The organism is Streptomyces sp. NPDC111802 (assembly GCF_055634335.1).
In genome coordinates this window covers 96,820-115,115 of sequence record NZ_JBVKCZ010000030.1, presented here as the reverse complement: position 1 = coordinate 115,115, position 18,296 = coordinate 96,820, and the positions used below count along the sequence as shown (strand labels likewise).

The 18,296-nt window shown below is 69.6% G+C and carries 15 protein-coding genes; 10 read left to right on the top strand and 5 right to left on the bottom strand.

Annotation, left to right across the window (positions count from 1 at the left end; translation table 11 throughout):
* The first annotated feature begins 51 nt into the window (after positions 1–51).
* Both ACZ7NC_RS29735 and hutH read left to right on the top strand, forming a co-directional pair.
* Positions 52–1,197, top strand: coding sequence for a GGDEF domain-containing protein (locus ACZ7NC_RS29735; protein WP_471492569.1), 1,146 nt, complete (start codon positions 52–54; stop codon positions 1,195–1,197).
* Positions 1,198–1,282: 85 nt separating this feature from the next.
* Positions 1,283–2,821 (top strand): histidine ammonia-lyase, encoded by a 1,539-nt coding sequence (hutH, locus tag ACZ7NC_RS29730; RefSeq protein ID WP_471492584.1) that lies wholly within the window; start codon positions 1,283–1,285, stop codon positions 2,819–2,821.
* A 54-nt stretch (positions 2,822–2,875) separates the two neighbouring features.
* On the opposite strand, the gene ACZ7NC_RS29725 is transcribed toward hutH, so the two are convergent.
* Both ACZ7NC_RS29725 and ACZ7NC_RS29720 read right to left on the bottom strand, forming a co-directional pair.
* Positions 2,876–3,640 (bottom strand): hypothetical protein, encoded by a 765-nt coding sequence (locus ACZ7NC_RS29725; protein WP_471492568.1) that lies wholly within the window; start codon positions 3,638–3,640, stop codon positions 2,876–2,878.
* Positions 3,641–3,682: 42 nt separating this feature from the next.
* Positions 3,683–4,021 carry a hypothetical protein gene (locus ACZ7NC_RS29720; protein WP_471492567.1) on the bottom strand — a complete coding sequence of 113 codons (339 nt, stop codon included), beginning with the start codon at positions 4,019–4,021 and terminating at the stop codon, positions 3,683–3,685.
* Positions 4,022–4,130: 109 nt separating this feature from the next.
* Between ACZ7NC_RS29720 and ACZ7NC_RS29715 the strand changes: the two genes are divergently transcribed.
* From ACZ7NC_RS29715 to ACZ7NC_RS29690, 6 genes are all read left to right on the top strand, one after another.
* Positions 4,131–4,484, top strand: coding sequence for a hypothetical protein (locus tag ACZ7NC_RS29715; protein ID WP_471492566.1), 354 nt, complete (start codon positions 4,131–4,133; stop codon positions 4,482–4,484).
* 221 nt (positions 4,485–4,705) lie between these two features.
* Positions 4,706–5,950, top strand: coding sequence for a L,D-transpeptidase (locus ACZ7NC_RS29710; RefSeq protein ID WP_471492565.1), 1,245 nt, complete (start codon positions 4,706–4,708; stop codon positions 5,948–5,950).
* Positions 5,951–6,081: 131 nt separating this feature from the next.
* On the top strand, positions 6,082–7,524 hold the full coding sequence (locus tag ACZ7NC_RS29705; protein WP_471492564.1) for an ABC transporter permease: 1,443 nt from the start codon (positions 6,082–6,084) through the stop codon (positions 7,522–7,524).
* 859 nt (positions 7,525–8,383) lie between these two features.
* Positions 8,384–9,067 carry an ABC transporter ATP-binding protein gene (locus ACZ7NC_RS29700; RefSeq protein ID WP_471492563.1) on the top strand — a complete coding sequence of 228 codons (684 nt, stop codon included), beginning with the start codon at positions 8,384–8,386 and terminating at the stop codon, positions 9,065–9,067.
* A gap of 198 nt (positions 9,068–9,265) precedes the next feature.
* Entirely contained in the window at positions 9,266–12,577 is a 3,312-nt protein-coding gene (locus ACZ7NC_RS29695) for a S8 family peptidase (protein WP_471492562.1), read from the top strand.
* Positions 12,578–12,705: 128 nt separating this feature from the next.
* Positions 12,706–13,476 (top strand): globin domain-containing protein, encoded by a 771-nt coding sequence (locus tag ACZ7NC_RS29690; RefSeq protein ID WP_471492561.1) that lies wholly within the window; start codon positions 12,706–12,708, stop codon positions 13,474–13,476.
* 216 nt (positions 13,477–13,692) lie between these two features.
* Here the strand turns inward: ACZ7NC_RS29690 and ACZ7NC_RS29685 are convergent, their stop codons facing one another.
* The 3 genes from ACZ7NC_RS29685 to ACZ7NC_RS29675 all read right to left on the bottom strand — a co-directional run bounded on the left by ACZ7NC_RS29685 (position 13,693) and on the right by ACZ7NC_RS29675 (position 16,243).
* A complete protein-coding gene (locus ACZ7NC_RS29685; RefSeq protein ID WP_471492560.1) occupies positions 13,693–14,460 on the bottom strand; it encodes an SDR family oxidoreductase in 768 nt (255 codons plus the stop codon).
* Between the two features lie 109 nt (positions 14,461–14,569).
* Positions 14,570–14,953 (bottom strand): VOC family protein, encoded by a 384-nt coding sequence (locus ACZ7NC_RS29680; RefSeq protein ID WP_471492559.1) that lies wholly within the window; start codon positions 14,951–14,953, stop codon positions 14,570–14,572.
* A 246-nt stretch (positions 14,954–15,199) separates the two neighbouring features.
* Positions 15,200–16,243 carry an NAD(P)-dependent alcohol dehydrogenase gene (locus ACZ7NC_RS29675; protein ID WP_471492558.1) on the bottom strand — a complete coding sequence of 348 codons (1,044 nt, stop codon included), beginning with the start codon at positions 16,241–16,243 and terminating at the stop codon, positions 15,200–15,202.
* A gap of 199 nt (positions 16,244–16,442) precedes the next feature.
* Between ACZ7NC_RS29675 and ACZ7NC_RS29670 the strand changes: the two genes are divergently transcribed.
* On the top strand, positions 16,443–17,363 hold the full coding sequence (locus tag ACZ7NC_RS29670) for a helix-turn-helix domain-containing protein (protein WP_471492557.1): 921 nt from the start codon (positions 16,443–16,445) through the stop codon (positions 17,361–17,363).
* A 375-nt stretch (positions 17,364–17,738) separates the two neighbouring features.
* On the top strand, positions 17,739–18,251 hold the full coding sequence (gene msrA / locus ACZ7NC_RS29665; protein ID WP_471492556.1) for a peptide-methionine (S)-S-oxide reductase MsrA: 513 nt from the start codon (positions 17,739–17,741) through the stop codon (positions 18,249–18,251).
* The last annotated feature ends 45 nt before the right edge of the window (positions 18,252–18,296 follow it).

The window sequence follows — 18,296 nt, the reverse complement described above, 5'->3', positions numbered from 1 at the left end:
GTTCGCCACGCCAACGTCCCAAATCGGAGCAAACCTCCCTAGCCTGGAGTGATGGGTGAGGACGGACGGCTCGCGGCCGTGGTGGCGCTGGCGCAGGGGATGGCGGCGGCGCACACCCCGCGCGAGTCCTGGCGGGCGGCGGCGCTCGGGGCGTGTCGGGCGCTCGCCGGGAGCTTTGCCGCGCTGTCGGTGTGGGAGCGGGAGCTCGGGCGGTTGCGGGTGCTGGTGAACGTGGGGGAGCGCACCCAGGGGGAGGAGGAGTTCCCGGGCGACGAGGCGTATCCGGTGCATCAGTTCCCGGAGATCACCGAGTTCCTGCACGAGCGGTGGGTCGCCGGGGGCGAGCCCAACGCCTGGGTGGAGACCGCCGAGGGGCCCGCCGCCGGGCATCCCGGGTACATCCATCAGCGGGTCGCCGCCCTGCGGCGCCGTGGGCGGGGGTGCTGTGTGGTCGCGCCGGTCGTGCTGAACGGGCGGGCCTGGGGAGAGCTGTACGTCGCCCGGTCCGCCGGGGCGCCGGTCTTCGACCGGGGGGACGCCGACTTCGCCACCGTGCTCGCCTCCGTCGTGGCCGCCGGACTCGCGCAGATCGAACGGCTGGAGGAGGCCCGGCGGCTGGCGTTCACCGACGCGCTCACCGGGCTCGCGAACCGGCGGGCCGTCGATGTGCGGCTGGAGGAGGCGATCGAGCGGCATCGCCGGGACGGTGTCGTCGTCAGCCTCGTCGTCTGTGACCTCAACGGGCTCAAGCGGGTCAATGACACGCGCGGACATGCCGTGGGGGACCGGCTGCTCGAACGGTTCGGGTCGGTGCTGTCGTTGTGCGGGGCGATGCTGCCGGGGGCGCTCGCGGCGCGGCTCGGCGGGGACGAGTTCTGTCTGCTTGCGGTCGGGTCGCCGGCCGACGAGGTGGTGAAGGCGGCCGACGAACTGTGCCGTCGGGCCGGTGAGTTGGAGCTGGGGGAGGGCGTCGCCTGCGGGGTCGCCTCGACCGCGGACCCCATCGGGGCCGTACGCTCCGCCCGGCGGTTGTTCCGGCTCGCCGACGCGGCGCAGTACCAGGCCAAGGCGTCCCGGGCCGGGCGGCCGGTCGTCGCGGGGCAGGAGGGCCCGGACGATCCGGTGGTGCGGCTCGCCGACGAGCCCTTCGGGGAGGGGACGGCGGAGCGGCGGCGTTTCCGCGGACGCCCGACGTGACGGCACCCACCCCCGCTGTAAGGGGTGTACCCCCCACCCACTAGTGACATCTTCGTCTTCACTGCGTACGCTCCTGAATATGGATATGCACACTGTGATGGTGGGGACGTCCGGGGTCACCGCGTCCGACGTCCTTGCCGTGGCGCGTGGCGGTGCGCGCGTCGAGCTGTCGGCCGAGGCGCTCGCGGCGCTCGCCGCGGCCCGGGAGATCGTGGACGCGCTGGCGGCCAAGCCCGAGCCCGTCTACGGCGTCTCCACCGGGTTCGGTGCCCTGGCGACCCGGCACATCAGCCAGGAGATGCGGGCGCAGCTGCAGCGCAACATCGTCCGCTCGCACGCCGCGGGCATGGGGCCGCGCGTGGAGCGGGAGGTCGTACGGGCGCTGATGTTCCTGCGCCTCAAGACCGTCTGCTCCGGGCACACGGGGGTACGGCCCGAGGTCGCGCAGACCATGGCCGATGTCCTCAACGCCGGGATCACCCCCGTCGTCCACGAGTACGGCTCCCTCGGCTGCTCCGGCGACCTCGCTCCGCTCTCGCACTGCGCCCTGACCCTGATGGGGGAGGGGGACGCCGAGGGCCCGGACGGGGTCGTGCGGCCCGCCGGCGAACTGCTCGCCGCGCACGGCATCGCCCCCGTCGAACTGCGCGAGAAGGAGGGCCTCGCCCTCCTCAACGGCACCGACGGCATGCTCGGCATGCTGATCATGGCACTCGCCGATCTGGACACCCTGTACAAGTCCGCCGACATCACCGCCGCCCTCAGCCTCGAAGCGCTGCTCGGGACGGACAAGGTCCTCGCCCCCGAGCTGCACGCCATCCGCCCGCACCCCGGGCAGGGCGCCTCCGCCGCCAACATGCTGGCCGTGCTGAGCGGTTCGGAGCTGACCGGGCATCACCAGGACGACGCGCCCCGCGTGCAGGACGCGTACTCCGTGCGCTGCGCCCCGCAGGTCGCCGGTGCCGGGCGCGACACCATGGCGCACGCGCGGCTCGTCGCCGAGCGGGAGCTCGCCTCCGCCGTCGACAACCCGGTCGTCCTGCCCGACGGACGCGTCGAGTCCAACGGCAACTTCCACGGGGCGCCCGTCGCCTACGTCCTCGACTTCCTCGCCATCGCCGTCGCCGACCTCGCCTCCATCGCCGAGCGCCGCACCGACCGGCTGCTGGACAAGAACCGCAGCCATGGGCTGCCGCCGTTCCTGGCCGACGACGCGGGTGTCGACTCGGGGCTGATGATCGCCCAGTACACGCAGGCGGCGCTGGTGAGCGAGCTGAAGCGGCTGGCCGTGCCCGCCTCCGCGGACTCCATTCCGTCGTCCGCCATGCAGGAGGACCATGTCTCCATGGGCTGGTCCGCCGCCCGCAAGCTGCGCACGGCCGTGGACAACCTCACGCGGGTCCTCGCCGTCGAGCTGTACGCCGCCACGCGCGCCATAGAGCTGAGGGAGGGCCTCGCCCCGGCCCCGGCCTCGCGGGCGGTCATCGACGCCGTACGGGCCGCCGGTGTCCAGGGCGCGGGACCGGACCGGTTCCTGGCGCCCGACCTCGCCGCGGCCGACGCGTTCGTACGCGGTGGGGAGCTCGTCACGGCGGCGGAGAAGGTCACCGGGCCGCTCCGATGACATGGCAGGGGCCCTGTCGTACGACCGACAGGGCCCCGATACGGCACGTGCGGTTTACTTCAGCTTGGCGGCCTGCGCGTCGATGACGGCGGCCGGGACATCGTACGGCTTGTCCGTGATCATCAGGCCGAGGTTCATCGTGTAGTACGTGGCGATCGTGCTGCCGTGACGCACCACCTCGACGTGTGTGGTGGCCACGTCGCCGTCCTCCGCGTCGCTCTTCGCGGTGAACCCGACCGACTCGTCACCTGCTCCGGACGCCTTCTCCGCGGTGATCCCGGTCAGCTTCTGGTCGGTGCCCTGCATGGTGACCGGGAAGCCCCCGGAGCAGTTCTTCACCGCGTCCGACACGGACTTGAACGTCGTCTCGGCGCCGTCACCGTCGTACGAGGAGAGTCCGACGACCGTCAGGGTCATGTCCATCGCGTCGGTGAGCGAGTCCTCGATCTCGCTCTCCGTGAGGTCCTCAAGGGACTTGGAGGCGTTGTCGGTGGGCTTCTTCTTCTCCTGCGTGACCATGACGGCCGCGCTCGATGCCGAGTCGCCCGGTGCCTGGCCGCCCATGGCGTAGGCCAGCGGTGCGCACCGCTCCTCGCCGCTCTTGACCTGGTCCTTGGACTTCGGCAGCTGCTTGCCGGTGGCGTCCACCTTGTAACCCTCGACATCGCCCTGGGCGATGATCGACTTCTTCAACTCCGTGGCGCTGAGGGCCTTTGCGTCAGAACCGCCGGAGTCACCCCCGCAACCCGTGACAAGGGCGAGCGACAGCGCGCTCACGGCAACCGTGGCGGCTACTCGCACGCCCGATGATCTCTTCATGGGCGGACTATGAAGCCCGGGTGAAGGGAGCGTCAAGTCAATTCAAAATCCGAGGCGTTCACGGCGCATCGAGTAGGCGACGAAGCCCGCGCCCACCCCGAGGAAGACGGTCCCGCCGACGATGTACGGAGTGGTGTCGAAGCTTCCGGTGTCGGCGAGCCGGGTGTCGTCCGCCGTGGTGCCGCCCGTACTCTCGGAGGCGGCCCGCGCCTGCTGGGTGACCTGCGTCGTCGGGGTCGCCGACGGGTCCGTTCTCGCCGGCTCATCGCCCGTCGCGTTCGCGGAGGGTACGAACCACAGGGCGCCAAGCAGGGCCCCCGCGGCGGTGGCGGTCAGCAGCGATCGGCGTGCGGTGGACGACGATCGGTGAGCGGCGGACACGGAATATCGATCCCCTTGTGGTGCTGGCGAATTGGCCGTGTGGGGCGATGTTAGTGAAAGTCGCGGGTCACGGGAAAGTCACGGGAGAAATGAGCCGTACGCTCCGGGCATGAGTACTCCAGAAACATCACGTTTTGTACGGCTTCGCGTGGAACTCGTTCTTGAAGTGGACGACGCGGACGCCGTGACCGAGGCCGCCCAGCGGCGGATTGCCGACGACAGCACCGTGCCCGTCGATGAACGGGCACACGCGGAGAGCGCTGTGACGGAAGACACTGCGGAGGCGGTCGCGTATCTCGTCGATCCGTTCGACCTGGTCAGTGAGGTACCGGGGGTCGAGCTCGCGCAGGCCTCCTGGTCCAGCGAACGCATCGAGTACGACCCGGATTCGCCGGACTGGGATATCGACGAGGATGATGGTGAGGAGGACTTCGACGGCGAAGGGGCCGTGCGGGCCGGCTGAGGCGTCTTGGGGAATTCGTGACCCCGGGCGGCAACCGCCGCCCGGGGTTTCGTCGTCTCATGGTGCGCACTGACCGACATCCGCACCACCCGCCCCGGCGGACGTGGTGTGCCCCACACATACATGGGATGTGGAACGGGACGAACCGGTCGTAGCGTTGAAGATCCTTGACGGGGACTCTTGGGGTTTTGGGGATTCGGGAAAGTATGGAGAAGCGTGTGATGACGAACAGTAGGCGGCGCAAGGGCCTGACGGTCGCGTCCGCACTGCTCGGCGGTGTCCTGGTGCTCTCTGCCTGCTCCGGGGGCGACGACGCCTCCGCGAGCGACGGCGACACCTCGCAGGCCAAGGTCGACGAGGCGGCCGCCAAGAAGACCTCCGAGGCCCAGATCAAGATCACGCCAGAGGACGGCACCGACAACGCCTCCATCAACAGTTCCGCCGCCGTCACCGTGAGCAAGGGCTCGCTCACCGAGGTGACGATGACGACGGCCGAGGGCGCCGCGGTCCAGGGCGAGATATCCGCGGACAAGACCAGCTGGAAGCCCAGCGCCCAGCTGGACCGCTCCACGACCTACAAGATCGCGGTGACCGCGAAGGACTCCAAGGGCCTGGAGGCGCACGAGAACGCCTCCTTCACCACGGTCTCCCCGGACAACAGCTTCCTCGGCTACTTCACGCCGGAGGACGGCTCCACGGTCGGCGTGGGCATGCCGGTCTCGATCAACTTCGACAAGTCGATCAGCGACAAGGCGGCCGTCCAGAAGGGCATCACCGTCTCCAGCACCAGCGGCCAGGAAGTCGTCTGCCACTGGTTCAACGACACCCGCATGGACTGCCGGCCCGACGACTACTGGAAGGAGGGCTCGACCGTCACCATGAAGATGGCCCTGGACGGCGTCGAGGGCTCCGACGGTGTCTACGGCGTCCAGGAGAAGACGGTCACCTTCAAGATCGGCCGCAACCAGGTCTCGTACGTCGACGCGAAGACCAAGCAGATGAAGGTCACGCAGGACGGCAAGACGATCAAGACCATCCCGATCTCCGCCGGCTCCCCGGAGAACAAGACCTACGAAGGCACCATGGTCATGTCCGAGAAGTTCAAGGAGACGCGCATGAACGGCGCGACCGTGGGCTTCACGGACGACGACGGCAAGGGCGAGTACGACATCAAGGACGTGCCGCACGCCATCCGCCTGTCCAGCTCCGGCACCTTCATCCACGGCAACTACTGGGGCGCCAAGTCCATCTTCGGCAGCGTGAACACCAGCCACGGCTGTGTGGGCCTGTCCGACACCAAGGGCGCCAACGACAAGGGCGTCGCGGGCTACTGGTTCTACAACAACTCGATCGTCGGTGACGTCGTGGTCGTCCAGAACACCGGCGACAAGACCATCGCGCCGGACAACGGCCTCAACGGCTGGAACATGGACTGGGCGCAGTGGAAGGCCGGTTCGGCCGTCTGACAGCCGCCTCACAGCCAACTGATGCCGCCCCCAGGGGCGGCATCGGTGTTCCGGGGCAGGTCCCAGCCTTCTCATCCATCTCTTATTTCGGCCTTATCCCTTCATCACGCGCCGTGCCTACCTTGCGGCGCATGTTCTTCACCTACCTGAGGCGCGAGCTGCGCCGCCGCAGAAAGGCGGCCCTCGTCGTCGCCTCCGGACTCGCGCTGGGCATCGCGCTCGTCATCGTGGTCAACTCCGTGTCCTCCGGCATGAGCAAGGCCCAGGACAAGGTCCTGCAGTCGCTGTACGGCCTGGGCACGGACATGACCGTCACCAAGGCCGCCGAGCCCGCGGCGAGCAACTCCGAGCGCCCGCGCTTCCAGTTCGACGCGCAGGACGACGGCTTCGACGAGGAGCAGTCCACCGACCGCGTCATGGTCCAGGGCTTCCAGACACTGTCGGCCTCGACCGTCACCGAGGTCGGCGCGCAGAGCGGTGTCTCCGACGTGGTCGGCGGGTTGAGCCTTCAGGTCATCAAGGTCAGCGGGCAGTTCACGCGGGGCCAGTTCCAGCAGGGCGGCGGCCCGGGGCAGGGCGGCGGCACCGGGCAGCCGCGGGGCGAAGTGCGCGGCGGCGGCGCCGACTTCGACGTCAACAACTACTCCGTGTACGGCGCCGATGTCACCAAGCCCGCGCTCGGCCCGCTGACCTCCTCGAAGATCACCAGTGGCCGTACGTTCAAGACGACGGAGACGAACGCCAAGGTCGTCGTCGCCGACACCTCCTACGCCAAGGAGAAGAAGCTCAAGGTCGGCTCGACCGTCACCGTCAAGGGCACCAAGTTCAAGGTGATCGGCATCGCCACGCCCGACAGCGGGGACGCGGCCGCCAACCTCTACATCCCGCTGAAGCAGGCGCAGACGCTCGCCGACGCGAAGGACAAGGTCACCACGATCTACGTCAAGGCGACCGACTCCCAGCGGATCGACTCCGTCAAGTCGGCCATCCAGAAGAACATCTCCGGTATGACGGTGACGACCTCCGCCGACCTCGCGGACACGGTGTCCGGCTCGCTGTCCACGGCGTCGTCGCTGGCGACGAGTGTCGGCAAGTGGCTGTCGATCGCGGTGCTCGTGGCGGCGTTCCTGGTCGCCGGCCTGCTCACCTCCTCGGCCGTCTCGCGCCGGGTGCGGGAGTTCGGCACGCTGAAGGCGCTGGGCTGGAAGTCGGGGCGGGTGACCCGGCAGGTGGTCGGCGAGGCGATCGTCAACGGGCTGCTCGGCGGGGCACTGGGTATCGCGCTGGGTCTCGGGGGCGCGTATGTGGTCACGGCGATCAGCCCGACGCTGGAGGCACAACTCGGTGGTGGCGGCGGCACCGGCGGCGGCCCGGGTGGCGGTGCCTTCGGCGGCGGCCCCGGTCGGCAGACGGCGAGCACGACGCTCGACGTGGCTCTGACGGCACCGGTCAGCCTTACGACGGTCACGCTCGCGGTGGGCCTCGCGGTGACCGGCGGCCTGATCGCCGGCGCCTTCGGCGGCTGGCGCGCCTCCCGACTCCGCCCGGCGGACGCACTACGACGCGTCGAGTAGCCGACGCCGACGCCGACGCCGACTGCGGCTGCGGCTGCGGCTGGGAGCAGACGGGCAGGCGGTCCGACGCGACGGGGCACCGCTCACTCCGGGGGACCGCGCCGACGGCCCGGCGCCCGCAGCTGGGCAGGCCGCGACGATCTGCGGCTGCGCCGACTGTGGCGGCTCGCGGCTTCGCAGGCGGTGGCCGGCGGCTTGGCACGCGGCGGCCCGCAACTACGCAGGCTGCGCCGGTCTGCGGCTTCGCAGGCGGTGATGGCTCGCGGCTTTGCGGACGGCGAAGGCCTGAAGCCACGCGCTGTGATGGCCCGCAGCTATACGGACTGTGGCGGCTCACGGCTCCGTAGACGGTGGCACGCGGCTTCGTACGCGGCGGACCGCAATTACGCAGGCTGCGACCATCTGCGGCTTCGCCGGCGGTGATAGCTCGCGGTTTCCGCAGGCGGCGAAGGCTCGAAGCTACGGGGCGGCGATAGCCCGAAGCCATACGGGCTGTGGCGGCTCGCGGCTTCGTGGGCTGCGACGACCCGAAGCTACGCAGGCTGCGAGAACCCGAGGCCACCCAGACCACAACGACCCGCGACTACCCGGGCCGCAACAACCCGCAGCGCCGGCACCTGCGTTACCTCGCAGCTGAGGCCAACGGGACCGCATCCCTCAGGTGGCGTCGCAGCTAAGGCCAACGGGACCGCACCCCCCATGCGGCGTCGCAGCCACAGCCAACGGCACCGCAACCCCCCCAGGGGCGCGGGGAACTGCGCGACCAGCCCCCACCCACCCGCAGCCGAACACGACTCGCGCCCCCCACCCCCGCCGAACACCACTCGCACCACCCGCGAACCCCACCCAGGAGCCCACCATGTACGAACTCAGAAACGTCACCAAGCGCTACACCCGAGGCAAGGACACCGTCCACGCCCTCGACGGCGTCGACCTCACCATCGCCGACGGCGACCGTCTCGTCATCCAGGGCCCCACCGGCGGCGGCAAGTCCACCCTCCTCCAGATGCTCGGCGCGCTGGACCGCCCCACCGCCGGTGAAGTCGTGCTCGGCGGCACCGACTTGGCCAAGCTCTCCGAGACCCGGCTCACAAAGGTCCGCAGTGAGAACATCGGCTTCGTCTTCCAGTCCTTCAACCTGATCCCGACCCTCACCGCACAGGAGAACGTCGAGACCGCCCTCGTCCCCCTCGGCGTCAAGGCGAAGGAACGGCGCGAACGTGCCGCCGAGGCCCTGACCTCCGTAGGCCTGGGAGAGCGGCTCGGACACCTGCCGTCCGAGATGTCCGGAGGACAGCAGCAGCGCGTCGCCATCGCCCGCGCACTCGTCAAGGAGCCGAAGGTACTGCTGGCCGACGAACCCACCGGAAACCTCGACGAGTCGATGCGCGACGAGATCATGGACGTACTCGAACGCATGTGGAAGGAACTCGGGTTGACCTTCATCATGGTCACCCACGACTCGGCGATCGCGAAGAAGGCCCCACGGCTGGCCACCATCCGCAAGGGCCGGATCACTGTCAAGGAGAACGCGGGGGCGTAACCCGGCGACTGGGTAACGGAGTTCGCGCCGTCGCGTAACAGTCGGCGGGCGCGCTTCTCATCTCCGACTCAACTATTGAGGCGTCTGATCGCCCCTCGGCATACTGCGTATTCCGGGGGGCCGGCGCGCATGCGTACGGGACCTCCCCCGGCCGGGTGAAGGGGGAAATCTCACCCGGACCTTCTGCAAGGGGGAAACTTGCGCAGACAAGTCAAAAGAGTATGCGCGGCCTCTGTCGCCACAGCGGCCGCCGTCGCCCTCGCCGCGGGCATGACCAGCCCGGCGTCGGCGGAACCGGAGCAGCGCCCGGCCGGCGCCGCCGCCTCGCTCACGTCCCCCCACCGCATCACCCTGATCACGGGTGACCGGATCTCCGTCGACTCCAAGGGCCGCGTGGTCGGCCTGGAGCGGGCGAAGGGGCGCGAGCACATACCCGTACAGATACGCAAGGCCCACGGGCACACCCTGGTGATCCCGGCCGACGCGGCCCGGCTGGTCGCCACCGGCAAGGTCGACCAGCGGCTGTTCGACGTCACCGAGCTGAGCAAGTCCGCCACCCGCACCTCCCAGGCCAAGGGCCCCAAGGTCATCGTCGGCTACCAGGGCGCGGCCGCCGGCGCCAAGGCGGACGTCCGGGACGCGGGCAAGCTCCGTCTGACCCTGAAGTCCCTGAACGCGGACGCGGTGCAGACCACGCACCAGGACGCGGCCGAGCTGTGGGACGCGCTCACCAACGGCGACAAGACGGCCTCCGGCATCGCGCACGTCTGGTTCGACGGCGTCCGCAAGGCCAGTCTCGACAAGTCCGTGCCGCAGATCGGTGCCCCCAAGGCATGGGCGGCCGGATACGACGGCAAGGGCGTCAAGATCGCCGTCCTGGACACCGGCGTCGACGCCACCCACCCGGACCTCAAGGACCAGGTGATCGCGGCCAAGAACTTCAGCCCGGCCGCCGACACCACCGACAAGGTCGGCCACGGCACCCACGTCGCCTCCATCGCGGCGGGCACCGGCGCCAAGTCCGGCGGCAAGTACAAGGGCGTCGCACCGGGCGCCGACATCCTCAACGGCAAGGTCCTCGACGACGAGGGCTTCGGCGACGACTCCAGCATCGTGGCCGGCATGGAGTGGGCGGCCGAGCAGGGCGCCGACGTCATCAACCTCAGCCTCGGCGGGCCGGACACGCCCGAGATCGACCCAATGGAGGCGGCGGTCAACAAACTGTCCGCCGAGAAGGGCGTCCTCTTCGCCATCGCGGCCGGCAACTCCGGCCCGGAGACGGTCGGTTCGCCCGGCAGCGCCGAGGCCGCGCTCACCGTCGGCGCGGTCGACGACAAGGACGCGCTCGCGCCCTGGTCCAGCACCGGCCCGCGGGTCGGCGACGGCGGCATCAAGCCGGACGTGACCGCGCCCGGTGTGGCGATCACGGCCGCGTCCGCCAAGGGCAGCCTCATCGAGCAGGAGGTCGGCGAGAACCCGCCCGGCTATCTGACGATCGAGGGCACGTCCATGGCGACCCCGCATGTCGCGGGCGCCGCGGCGATCCTCAAGCAGCAGCACCCGGACTGGAAGTACACCGAGCTCAAGGGCGCCCTGACCGGCTCCACGAAGGGCGGCAAGTACACGCCGTTCCAGCAGGGTTCGGGCCGGATCCAGGTCGACAAGGCCATCAAGCAGACCGTGATCGCCGACCCGGTGTCGGTGAGCTTCGGCGCCCAGCAGTGGCCGCACACCGACGACAAGCCGGTCACCAAGGAGCTGACGTACCGCAACCTCGGCACGAAGGACGTCACGCTCCAGCTCTCCGCGACGGCCACCAACCCCAAGGGCCAGGCGGCTCCCGCGGGCTTCTTCAAGCTCGGCGCGACCAAGGTGACGGTCCCGGCTGGCGGCAAGGCCGCCGTCGGCCTCACCGTGAACACCAAGCTGGGCGGCACGCTCGACGGCGCCTACTCCGCGTACGTCACGGCGACGGGCGACGGGCAGAACGTCCGTACCGGCGCCGCGGTGCAGCGTGAGGTGGAGTCGTACGACGTCACCGTCAAGCACATCGACAAGGACGGCAAGCCGGCCCCCGAGTACAACACCGCCCTCCTCGGCTACGCGGGCCTGGCGACGAACCGGGGCTTCCAGGTGCCGGTCGTCGAGTCCGGCACCACCAAGATGCGGCTGCCCAAGGGCACGTATCTGATGGACGCCTGGATCGCCAAGGACTGGGTGAGCCTGGAGGGCGGCCTCGACTGGGTGGTCCAGCCGAAGCTGAACATCACCAAGAACACCTCCGTGACGATCGACGCCCGTACGGCGAAGTCGGCCGACATCACCGTCCCGGACGCGCAGGCCAAGCCGGTCCTCGTCGGCAGCAACTACTTCTACGAGGCGGCCGGCATCGGCATCGGCGTCGGTATGGAATCCTTCGCCGACCTGCGCATGGCGCACCTCGGCCCGGAGATCCCGAGCGGTCTGACCCAGACCTGGAGCGGCCAGTGGACCAAGGGCGACAAGGCCGAGTACGACGTGGGCACGACCGCCAAGGTCAAGAAGATCCAGGGCAACAAGGTCCGTCACTTCAAGGCGGGCGAGCTCGCCAAGGTGACGAACCACCTGGGTGCCTCGTCCGCCGACAAGACCGGCGGGCTGCTGCCCCTGGGCGTCTTCCCCGAGGACGTCGTGATCGGCACGCCGATCGAGCAGAAGCTGCCGGGCTCACGGACGCTGTACCTGTCGACGTCCGACAAGATCCAGTGGACGTTCGACTTCGAGCAGTACGGCGGCAAGGACGCGGACGGCTTCCCGATCCCGGACGCGTACTACACGCTGGGCCTTCCGCAGACCTTCAAGGCGGGCCAGAGCTACTCGAAGACCTTCAACACGGCGGTCTTCGGACCGCACGTCAACAAGGACTTCGGCCTGTTCCGTGAGGGCAACGACATCTACGGCCTGCTGCCGCTGTTCGCCGACGGCAACAAGCACGCCGGCTCGTCCGACTTCACGGCGGTGACCACGAGCCTCTACCGCAACGGCACCAAGCTCGCCACCAACGACGATCCGCTGTTCGGCGACAAGATGTTCCGGGTCCCGGCCGCCGACGCCGAGTACAAGCTGACGACCTCGGTCAAGCGCAGCGTCAAGGTCGCGGCCGCCTCCACGCGGGTCGACGCGAGCTGGACCTTCCGCTCCAAGAAGTCGACCGCCGACCGGGTCTCGCTGCCGGCCTCCACGGTCCGCTTCAATGCCGTGACCGGGCTGGACAGCCGGGTCGAGGCCGACAAGAAGGTGACGTTCCCGGTCACCGTCGTCGGTGCGGCCGCGGGCGCCAATCTCAGGTCGCTGCACGTCTACGTGTCGTACGACTACGGCCAGACCTGGAAGAAGCTGGAGGTCAAGGACGGCAGGATCACCGTGCAGAACCCGGCGAAGGGGAAGGGCATCTCCTTCCACGCCAAGGTCGCCGACAAGAAGGGCAACAAGTCGACGATCTCGATCTACAACGCCTACTACGGCAAGTAGGAAGCGCTGAGCGAAAGCCCCGCCGGAGGTGTCGCCTCCGGCGGGGCTTTCCCGTGGCCGACGGGACCCGCTTCGAGTGAATTGGCGGAGGACGAGCGTCCGGTCGGATTTCGTGTTTCCGTGAGGCCATGACGGCTCACACGGTCGAATACATCCGGTACCGCATCCCCGAGCAGAAGTCGGCGGAGTTCCTGGCCGCCTACACCCGCGCGGCGGCCCAGCTCGCCGCGTCGCCCCACTGCGTCGACTACGAACTCGCCCGCTGCGAGGAGGACTTCGAGCACTACGTCCTGCGTATCACCTGGACGTCGACGGAGGATCACATGGAGGGCTTCCGCAAGTCGGAGCTGTTCGCCGACTTCTTCGCGGAGATCCGCCCGTACGTCACGCACATCGAGGAGATGCGCCACTACAAGCCGACGGTGGTCCGCGGCGCGGGCGCGGCCGTGCCGACGCTGTACGCCTGGGCGGGCGGGGCCGAGGCATTCTCCCGTCTGACGTCGGTCTTCTACGACAAGGTGCTCAAGGACGACCTGCTGGCCCCGCTGTTCGCGCACCTGGACCCGGACCACGCCGAGCACGTGGCGATCTGGCTCGGCGAGGTCTTCGGCGGCCCGCCCGCCTACTCCGAGACCCAGGGCGGCCACGGCCACATGGTCGCCAAGCATCTGGGCCGCGGGATCACCGAGCCCCAGCGCCGCCGCTGGGTCAACCTCATCCAGGACGCGGCCGACGAGGCGGGCCTGCCGACGGACGCGGAGTTCCGCTCGGCGTTCGTGGCGTATGTGGAGTGGGGGACGCGGCTGGCGGTGTACTTCTCGGGCCCGGACGCGGTGCCGCCGGCGGAGCAGCCGGTGCCGAAGTGGAACTGGGGGTCGGCACCGCCGTATCAGGGATGACGGGGCCTAGGCCGTGTCCGCAAAGTCCCGCCTGCCCCGCGACGCCTGGCACGCTCCCCCACTGCCTTAAGGGCGTGGGAGGTGCCCCCACTCGCCGCACCGGGCGAAGCCCCGAGTACATCCAGTACAAGGGGCTCCGCCCGGCACGCCGAGAGCACGCACCAGACGCCGCGGGGCCCGCCCTCCGGGCGGACGCCGGGACTTTGCGGACACGACCTAGTGCCGCACCGTCTCCGCCAGGAACTCCTCCCACGTACGCTTCCCCACCTCGGCCCCCTCCAGCGTGAGGTTCGCCCCCGCCCGGTACGCGCGGCCCGCCTTGCCGGGGATACGGATCGGCAGGGTGGGGCGGCGGCGCCTTCCGCTGAGGTCCAGATACGGGCGGACCAGGGAGGGGATGTCGTACAGCTTGGGGCCGGTGATGTCGGGGACCAGGCCGGACGGGGTGCCGAGCGTCAACTCGGCCAGGCGGGCGGCCACTTCGCGGGAGTCGACCGGCTGGAGGCGGAGGCCGCCGGGTGACGGGAGGACCGGCAGCCTGGTCATCTGCCGCACCGTCTTCAGCGTCAGCTCGTGGAACTGGGCCGCCCGCAGGGTCGTCCACGGGATCCCGGAGTCGGCCACCGTCCGCTCCGCCGCCAGTTTCATCCGGAGCCAGGCCAACGGGACCCGGTCCGCGCCGACGACGGAGATGTACACGAGGTGGCCGACGCCGGCCCGCGCCGCGGCGCGCACCAGATTGCGGGTCGCCACGTCGTCGCCCTTCGGGCCGCCCGCCAGATGCAGCACCGTCCCGGCGCCCGCCACGGCCGCCTCGACGCCCTCGTCCTTCATCAGGTCGCCGGTGACATGGGCGAGGCCGGGCTCGGGTGCGCGCTCCCGGCGGCTGAGGACGCGTACCTCGTGGCCCGCCGCCCGCAGCAGCGGGACGACGTGGCCGCCCAGGGTGCCCGTACCGCCGGTGACCAGGATCGTCGATGTCATGACCGCTCCGCTCTCATCGTGCTCAGGTGTGCCTGCGCCGGTATGACGCCGGGCGGAGCGCAGATGTGACGGGCGGGCGGGAGCGGATCCGCGGACGGACGCGGGTTCCTCAGTCGCCGCTGCCGTACGGCCTTGTCAGGATCTCCAGGTTGTGGCCGTTCGGGTCATCGAAGTACGTGCCGCGGCCTCCGTCGTTGTGGTTGATCTCGCCGGGCCGGCGGTGGTAGGGGTCGGCCCAGTACGTCAGGCCGGCTTCCCGTATCCGGCCGAAGATCGTGTCGAAGTCGTCCTCCGACACCAGGAACGCGTAGTGCTGCGGGGTGATCGCGCCGTTCGAGTCCACGTAGTCCAGGGTCACACCGTTGGGGATCTCGACCGGGATGAAGGGGCCGTACCGCGGGCTCACCTCCAGGCCCAGGATGTCGGCGAGGAACTGGGCCGACTCCTGCTTGTCGCGCGCGGCGACGATGGTGTGGTTGAGCTGGACGGTCATCGGGGCTGCCTCCTCGTGTGCACGGTTCGGACGTGCTCCGTCGTTCTTCACGCTAGGCAGGGCCGCCGCATGGCACATCGGTCGCAGGGAGGGGGTGGGGCTACTCCTTCGGTACTCCGACCTCGGTCGTCCCGCATTCCGGCCTCGGTCGTCGAGTACCCGGTGAGGGCCCCGGAGCAGTGCGGCTCCGGGGCCCTCGGTCCTCGCGGTGGCCGTGACAGGCCGCCGCGTCAGATCGTCGCCGTGTCAGATCGTCGCCGTGTCGATCACGAACCGGTACCGCACATCGCTGCTGAGCACCCGCTCGTACGCGTCGTTGATCTGGTCCGCGCTGATCAGCTCGATCTCGGCGCCGATGCCGTGCTCCGCGCAGAAGTCGAGCATCTCCTGGGTCTCCCGGATGCCGCCGATGCCGGAGCCGGCGAGGGTCTTACGGCCCATGATCACCGAGAACAGGTTGAGCGCGACGGGCTCCTCGGGGGCGCCGACGTTCACGAACGCGCCGTCCGTCTTGAGGAGGGACAGGAACTGGTCCAGGTTCAGCGGAGCCGACACCGTGGACAGGATCAGGTCGAAGCTGCCGTACAGCTCCTTGAAGGTCTGCGGGTCGCTGGTGGCGTAGTAGTGGTCGGCGCCCAGCTTCAGCCCGTCGTCCTTCTTGCGCAGGGACTGCGACAGCACCGTCACCTCGGCGCCGAGCGTGTGCGCGATCTTCACGGCCATGTGGCCGAGGCCGCCCATGCCGAGGATCGCGACCTTCTTGCCGGGGCCGGCGTTCCAGTGCCTGAGCGGGGAGTAGGTGGTGATGCCGGCGCAGAGCAGCGGCGCGGCGACGTCCAGCGACAGGCCGTCGGGGATGCGTACGACGTACTGCTCGTCGACGACGATCTTCTGCGAGTAGCCGCCGTAGGTGGGCTCGCCGTTCTTGTCGACGGCGTTGTACGTGCCGATCATGCCGCCGCCGGTGCAGTACTGCTCCAGACCGGCCTTGCAGTTCTCGCACTCACGGCAGGAGTCGACCATGCAGCCGACGCCCACCCGGTCGCCGGCCTTGTACTTCGTCACACCCGGGCCGACCTCGGAGACGACGCCGGCGATCTCGTGGCCGGGGACCATCGGGAAGATCGCCTCGCCCCAGCCCTCACGGGCCTGGTGGATGTCGGAGTGGCAGATACCGGCGAACTCGATGTCGATCAGGACGTCGAACTCGCCGACCGCACGGCGCTCGATGGTGGTGCGCTCCAGGGGAGCCTTGGCGGCGGGTGCTGCGTATGCGGCAACGGTGGTCATGCCGGGTTCTCCTTGCGGGGGTTTCGCGCCCGGCTGCCTGCTGGTCCTGCTCGTCCGGGCACGGATCCAGCCTGCCGATTCGGGCGACGACCACCCAGACCTCAGTCGTACGTACGTCCGCTGTGCCTACTACTGGCGGGGACAGGCTGGTATGCGTACGACCGGGAATACTTGAGGCATGGACGAACAGGCCCGATCCATGACAGGACCCGCCGCCGACCCGGCCACCGGGCGCGGGGCCGGGCTGGACCGGCGCGCCGAGCTCAGCGAGTTCCTGCGCACCCGGCGGGCCCGGCTGAAGCCGGAGGACGTGGGGCTCCCGGACTTCGGCCGGCACCGCAGGGTGCCGGGGCTGCGGCGCGAGGAGCTGGCGCAGCTGGCCGGGGTGTCCGTGGCGTACTACACGCGCCTGGAGCAGGGCAACGGGCGCAATGTCTCGGCCGAGGTCCTCGACGCCATCGCGCGGGCGCTGCGCCTGAGCGACGCCGAGCACGCGCACCTCACCCATCTCGCGAAGCCGAAGCAGCACAAGAAGAAGCCCGCGGCCCGCACGGAACAGGTACGCCCGGTGCTACGGCAGCTGCTGGACTCGATCGAGGGCGTCCCGGCGTACATCTCGGGCCGGCGCTCGGACATCCTCGCCTGGAACCGGATGGCGGCGGCGGTCTTCGGCGACTGGGCGGAGCTGCCGGCGAGGGAGCGGAACTGGGCGCGGCTGGTGTTCCTGCGGCCCGAGTACCGCGAGCTGTTCGTGGAGTGGGACCAGAAGGCGTCCGACATGGTCGCCTTCCTGCGCATGGACGCGGGCCGCCACGCGGACGACCCGCAGTTGTCCGCCCTCGTCGGTGAACTCTCCGTCAAGAGCGAGGAGTTCCGACGGCTGTGGGCCAACCACGACGTCAAGGAGAAGGGCTACGGCGTCAAGCGCCTGCGGCATCCCCTGGTGGGCGAGCTGACCCTGAACTTCGAGTCGTTCCGCCTGACCGACGACACGGAACAGACCCTGATCACCTACCACGCGGAACCGGGCTCCCCGTCGGCGGAGGCCCTGCGGCTGCTGGCCAGCTGGGGGACGGACGCGACGAAGGCGGGAACGGGGGCGTCGGCGCCGTCGACGTGACCTGCCTCAGCGGCGGCCATCGCGCCGCGCCGAAGAGCTGCGTGCCGAAAACCCGGACTGGGTCTTCCGCCCCGGCGGCCACTCGGCGGACCTCGACGACATCGGCCACCTCGGTTTCCAGTACGGCCCGGCCGGACAACCGCCGATGGTCAGGGGCATGGACATCGCGCGTACCAGGAACGGCGTCATCATCGAGCTCTACACGTTGGTCACGGAGATCCGTCAACCGTCCTGAGAACCTGCTGCTGAGCCTGACCTCCCAGACACGGAATCGCCTGGAACCCTCGTGCGTTGAGGAGACTGGGTAAGGGATGCCGGTGGTGTGCGAGCCGAGTAGTCCGAGTGATCGAGCTGACAGATATGGGAGGAGCCGGAATGGCTGCGCAGACGCAGAGGGCCGTGCTGGCGGGCGGATGCTTCTGGGGGATGCAGGACCTGATCCGTCGGCTCCCGGGCGTGACGGCGACCCGGGTCGGATACACCGGTGGTGACGTGCCGAACGCGACGTACCGAAACCACGGCACGCACGCGGAGGCCATCGAGATCCTTTTCGACCCCGAGAGGACCGACTTCCGCGCGATCCTGGAGTTCTTCTTCCAGATCCACGACCCGAGCACCAAGAACCGCCAGGGCAATGACATCGGCCTCAGCTACCGCTCGGCGATCTACTACGTGGACGACGAGCAGAAGCGGATCGCCGAGGACACGATCGCGGATGTGGACGCCTCCGGCCTGTGGCCCGGCAAGGTCGTCACCGAGGTGGAGCCGGTCGGCCCCTTCTGGGAGGCCGAGCCCGAGCACCAGGACTACCTGGAGCGTTACCCGGACGGCTACACCTGCCACTTCCCGCGCCCGGGATGGCGACTGCCCACCCGCGCGGAGGGCTGATCACGCGAGTCCATGCGCGGCGGCCTGGGCGAGATGGCGGTGACG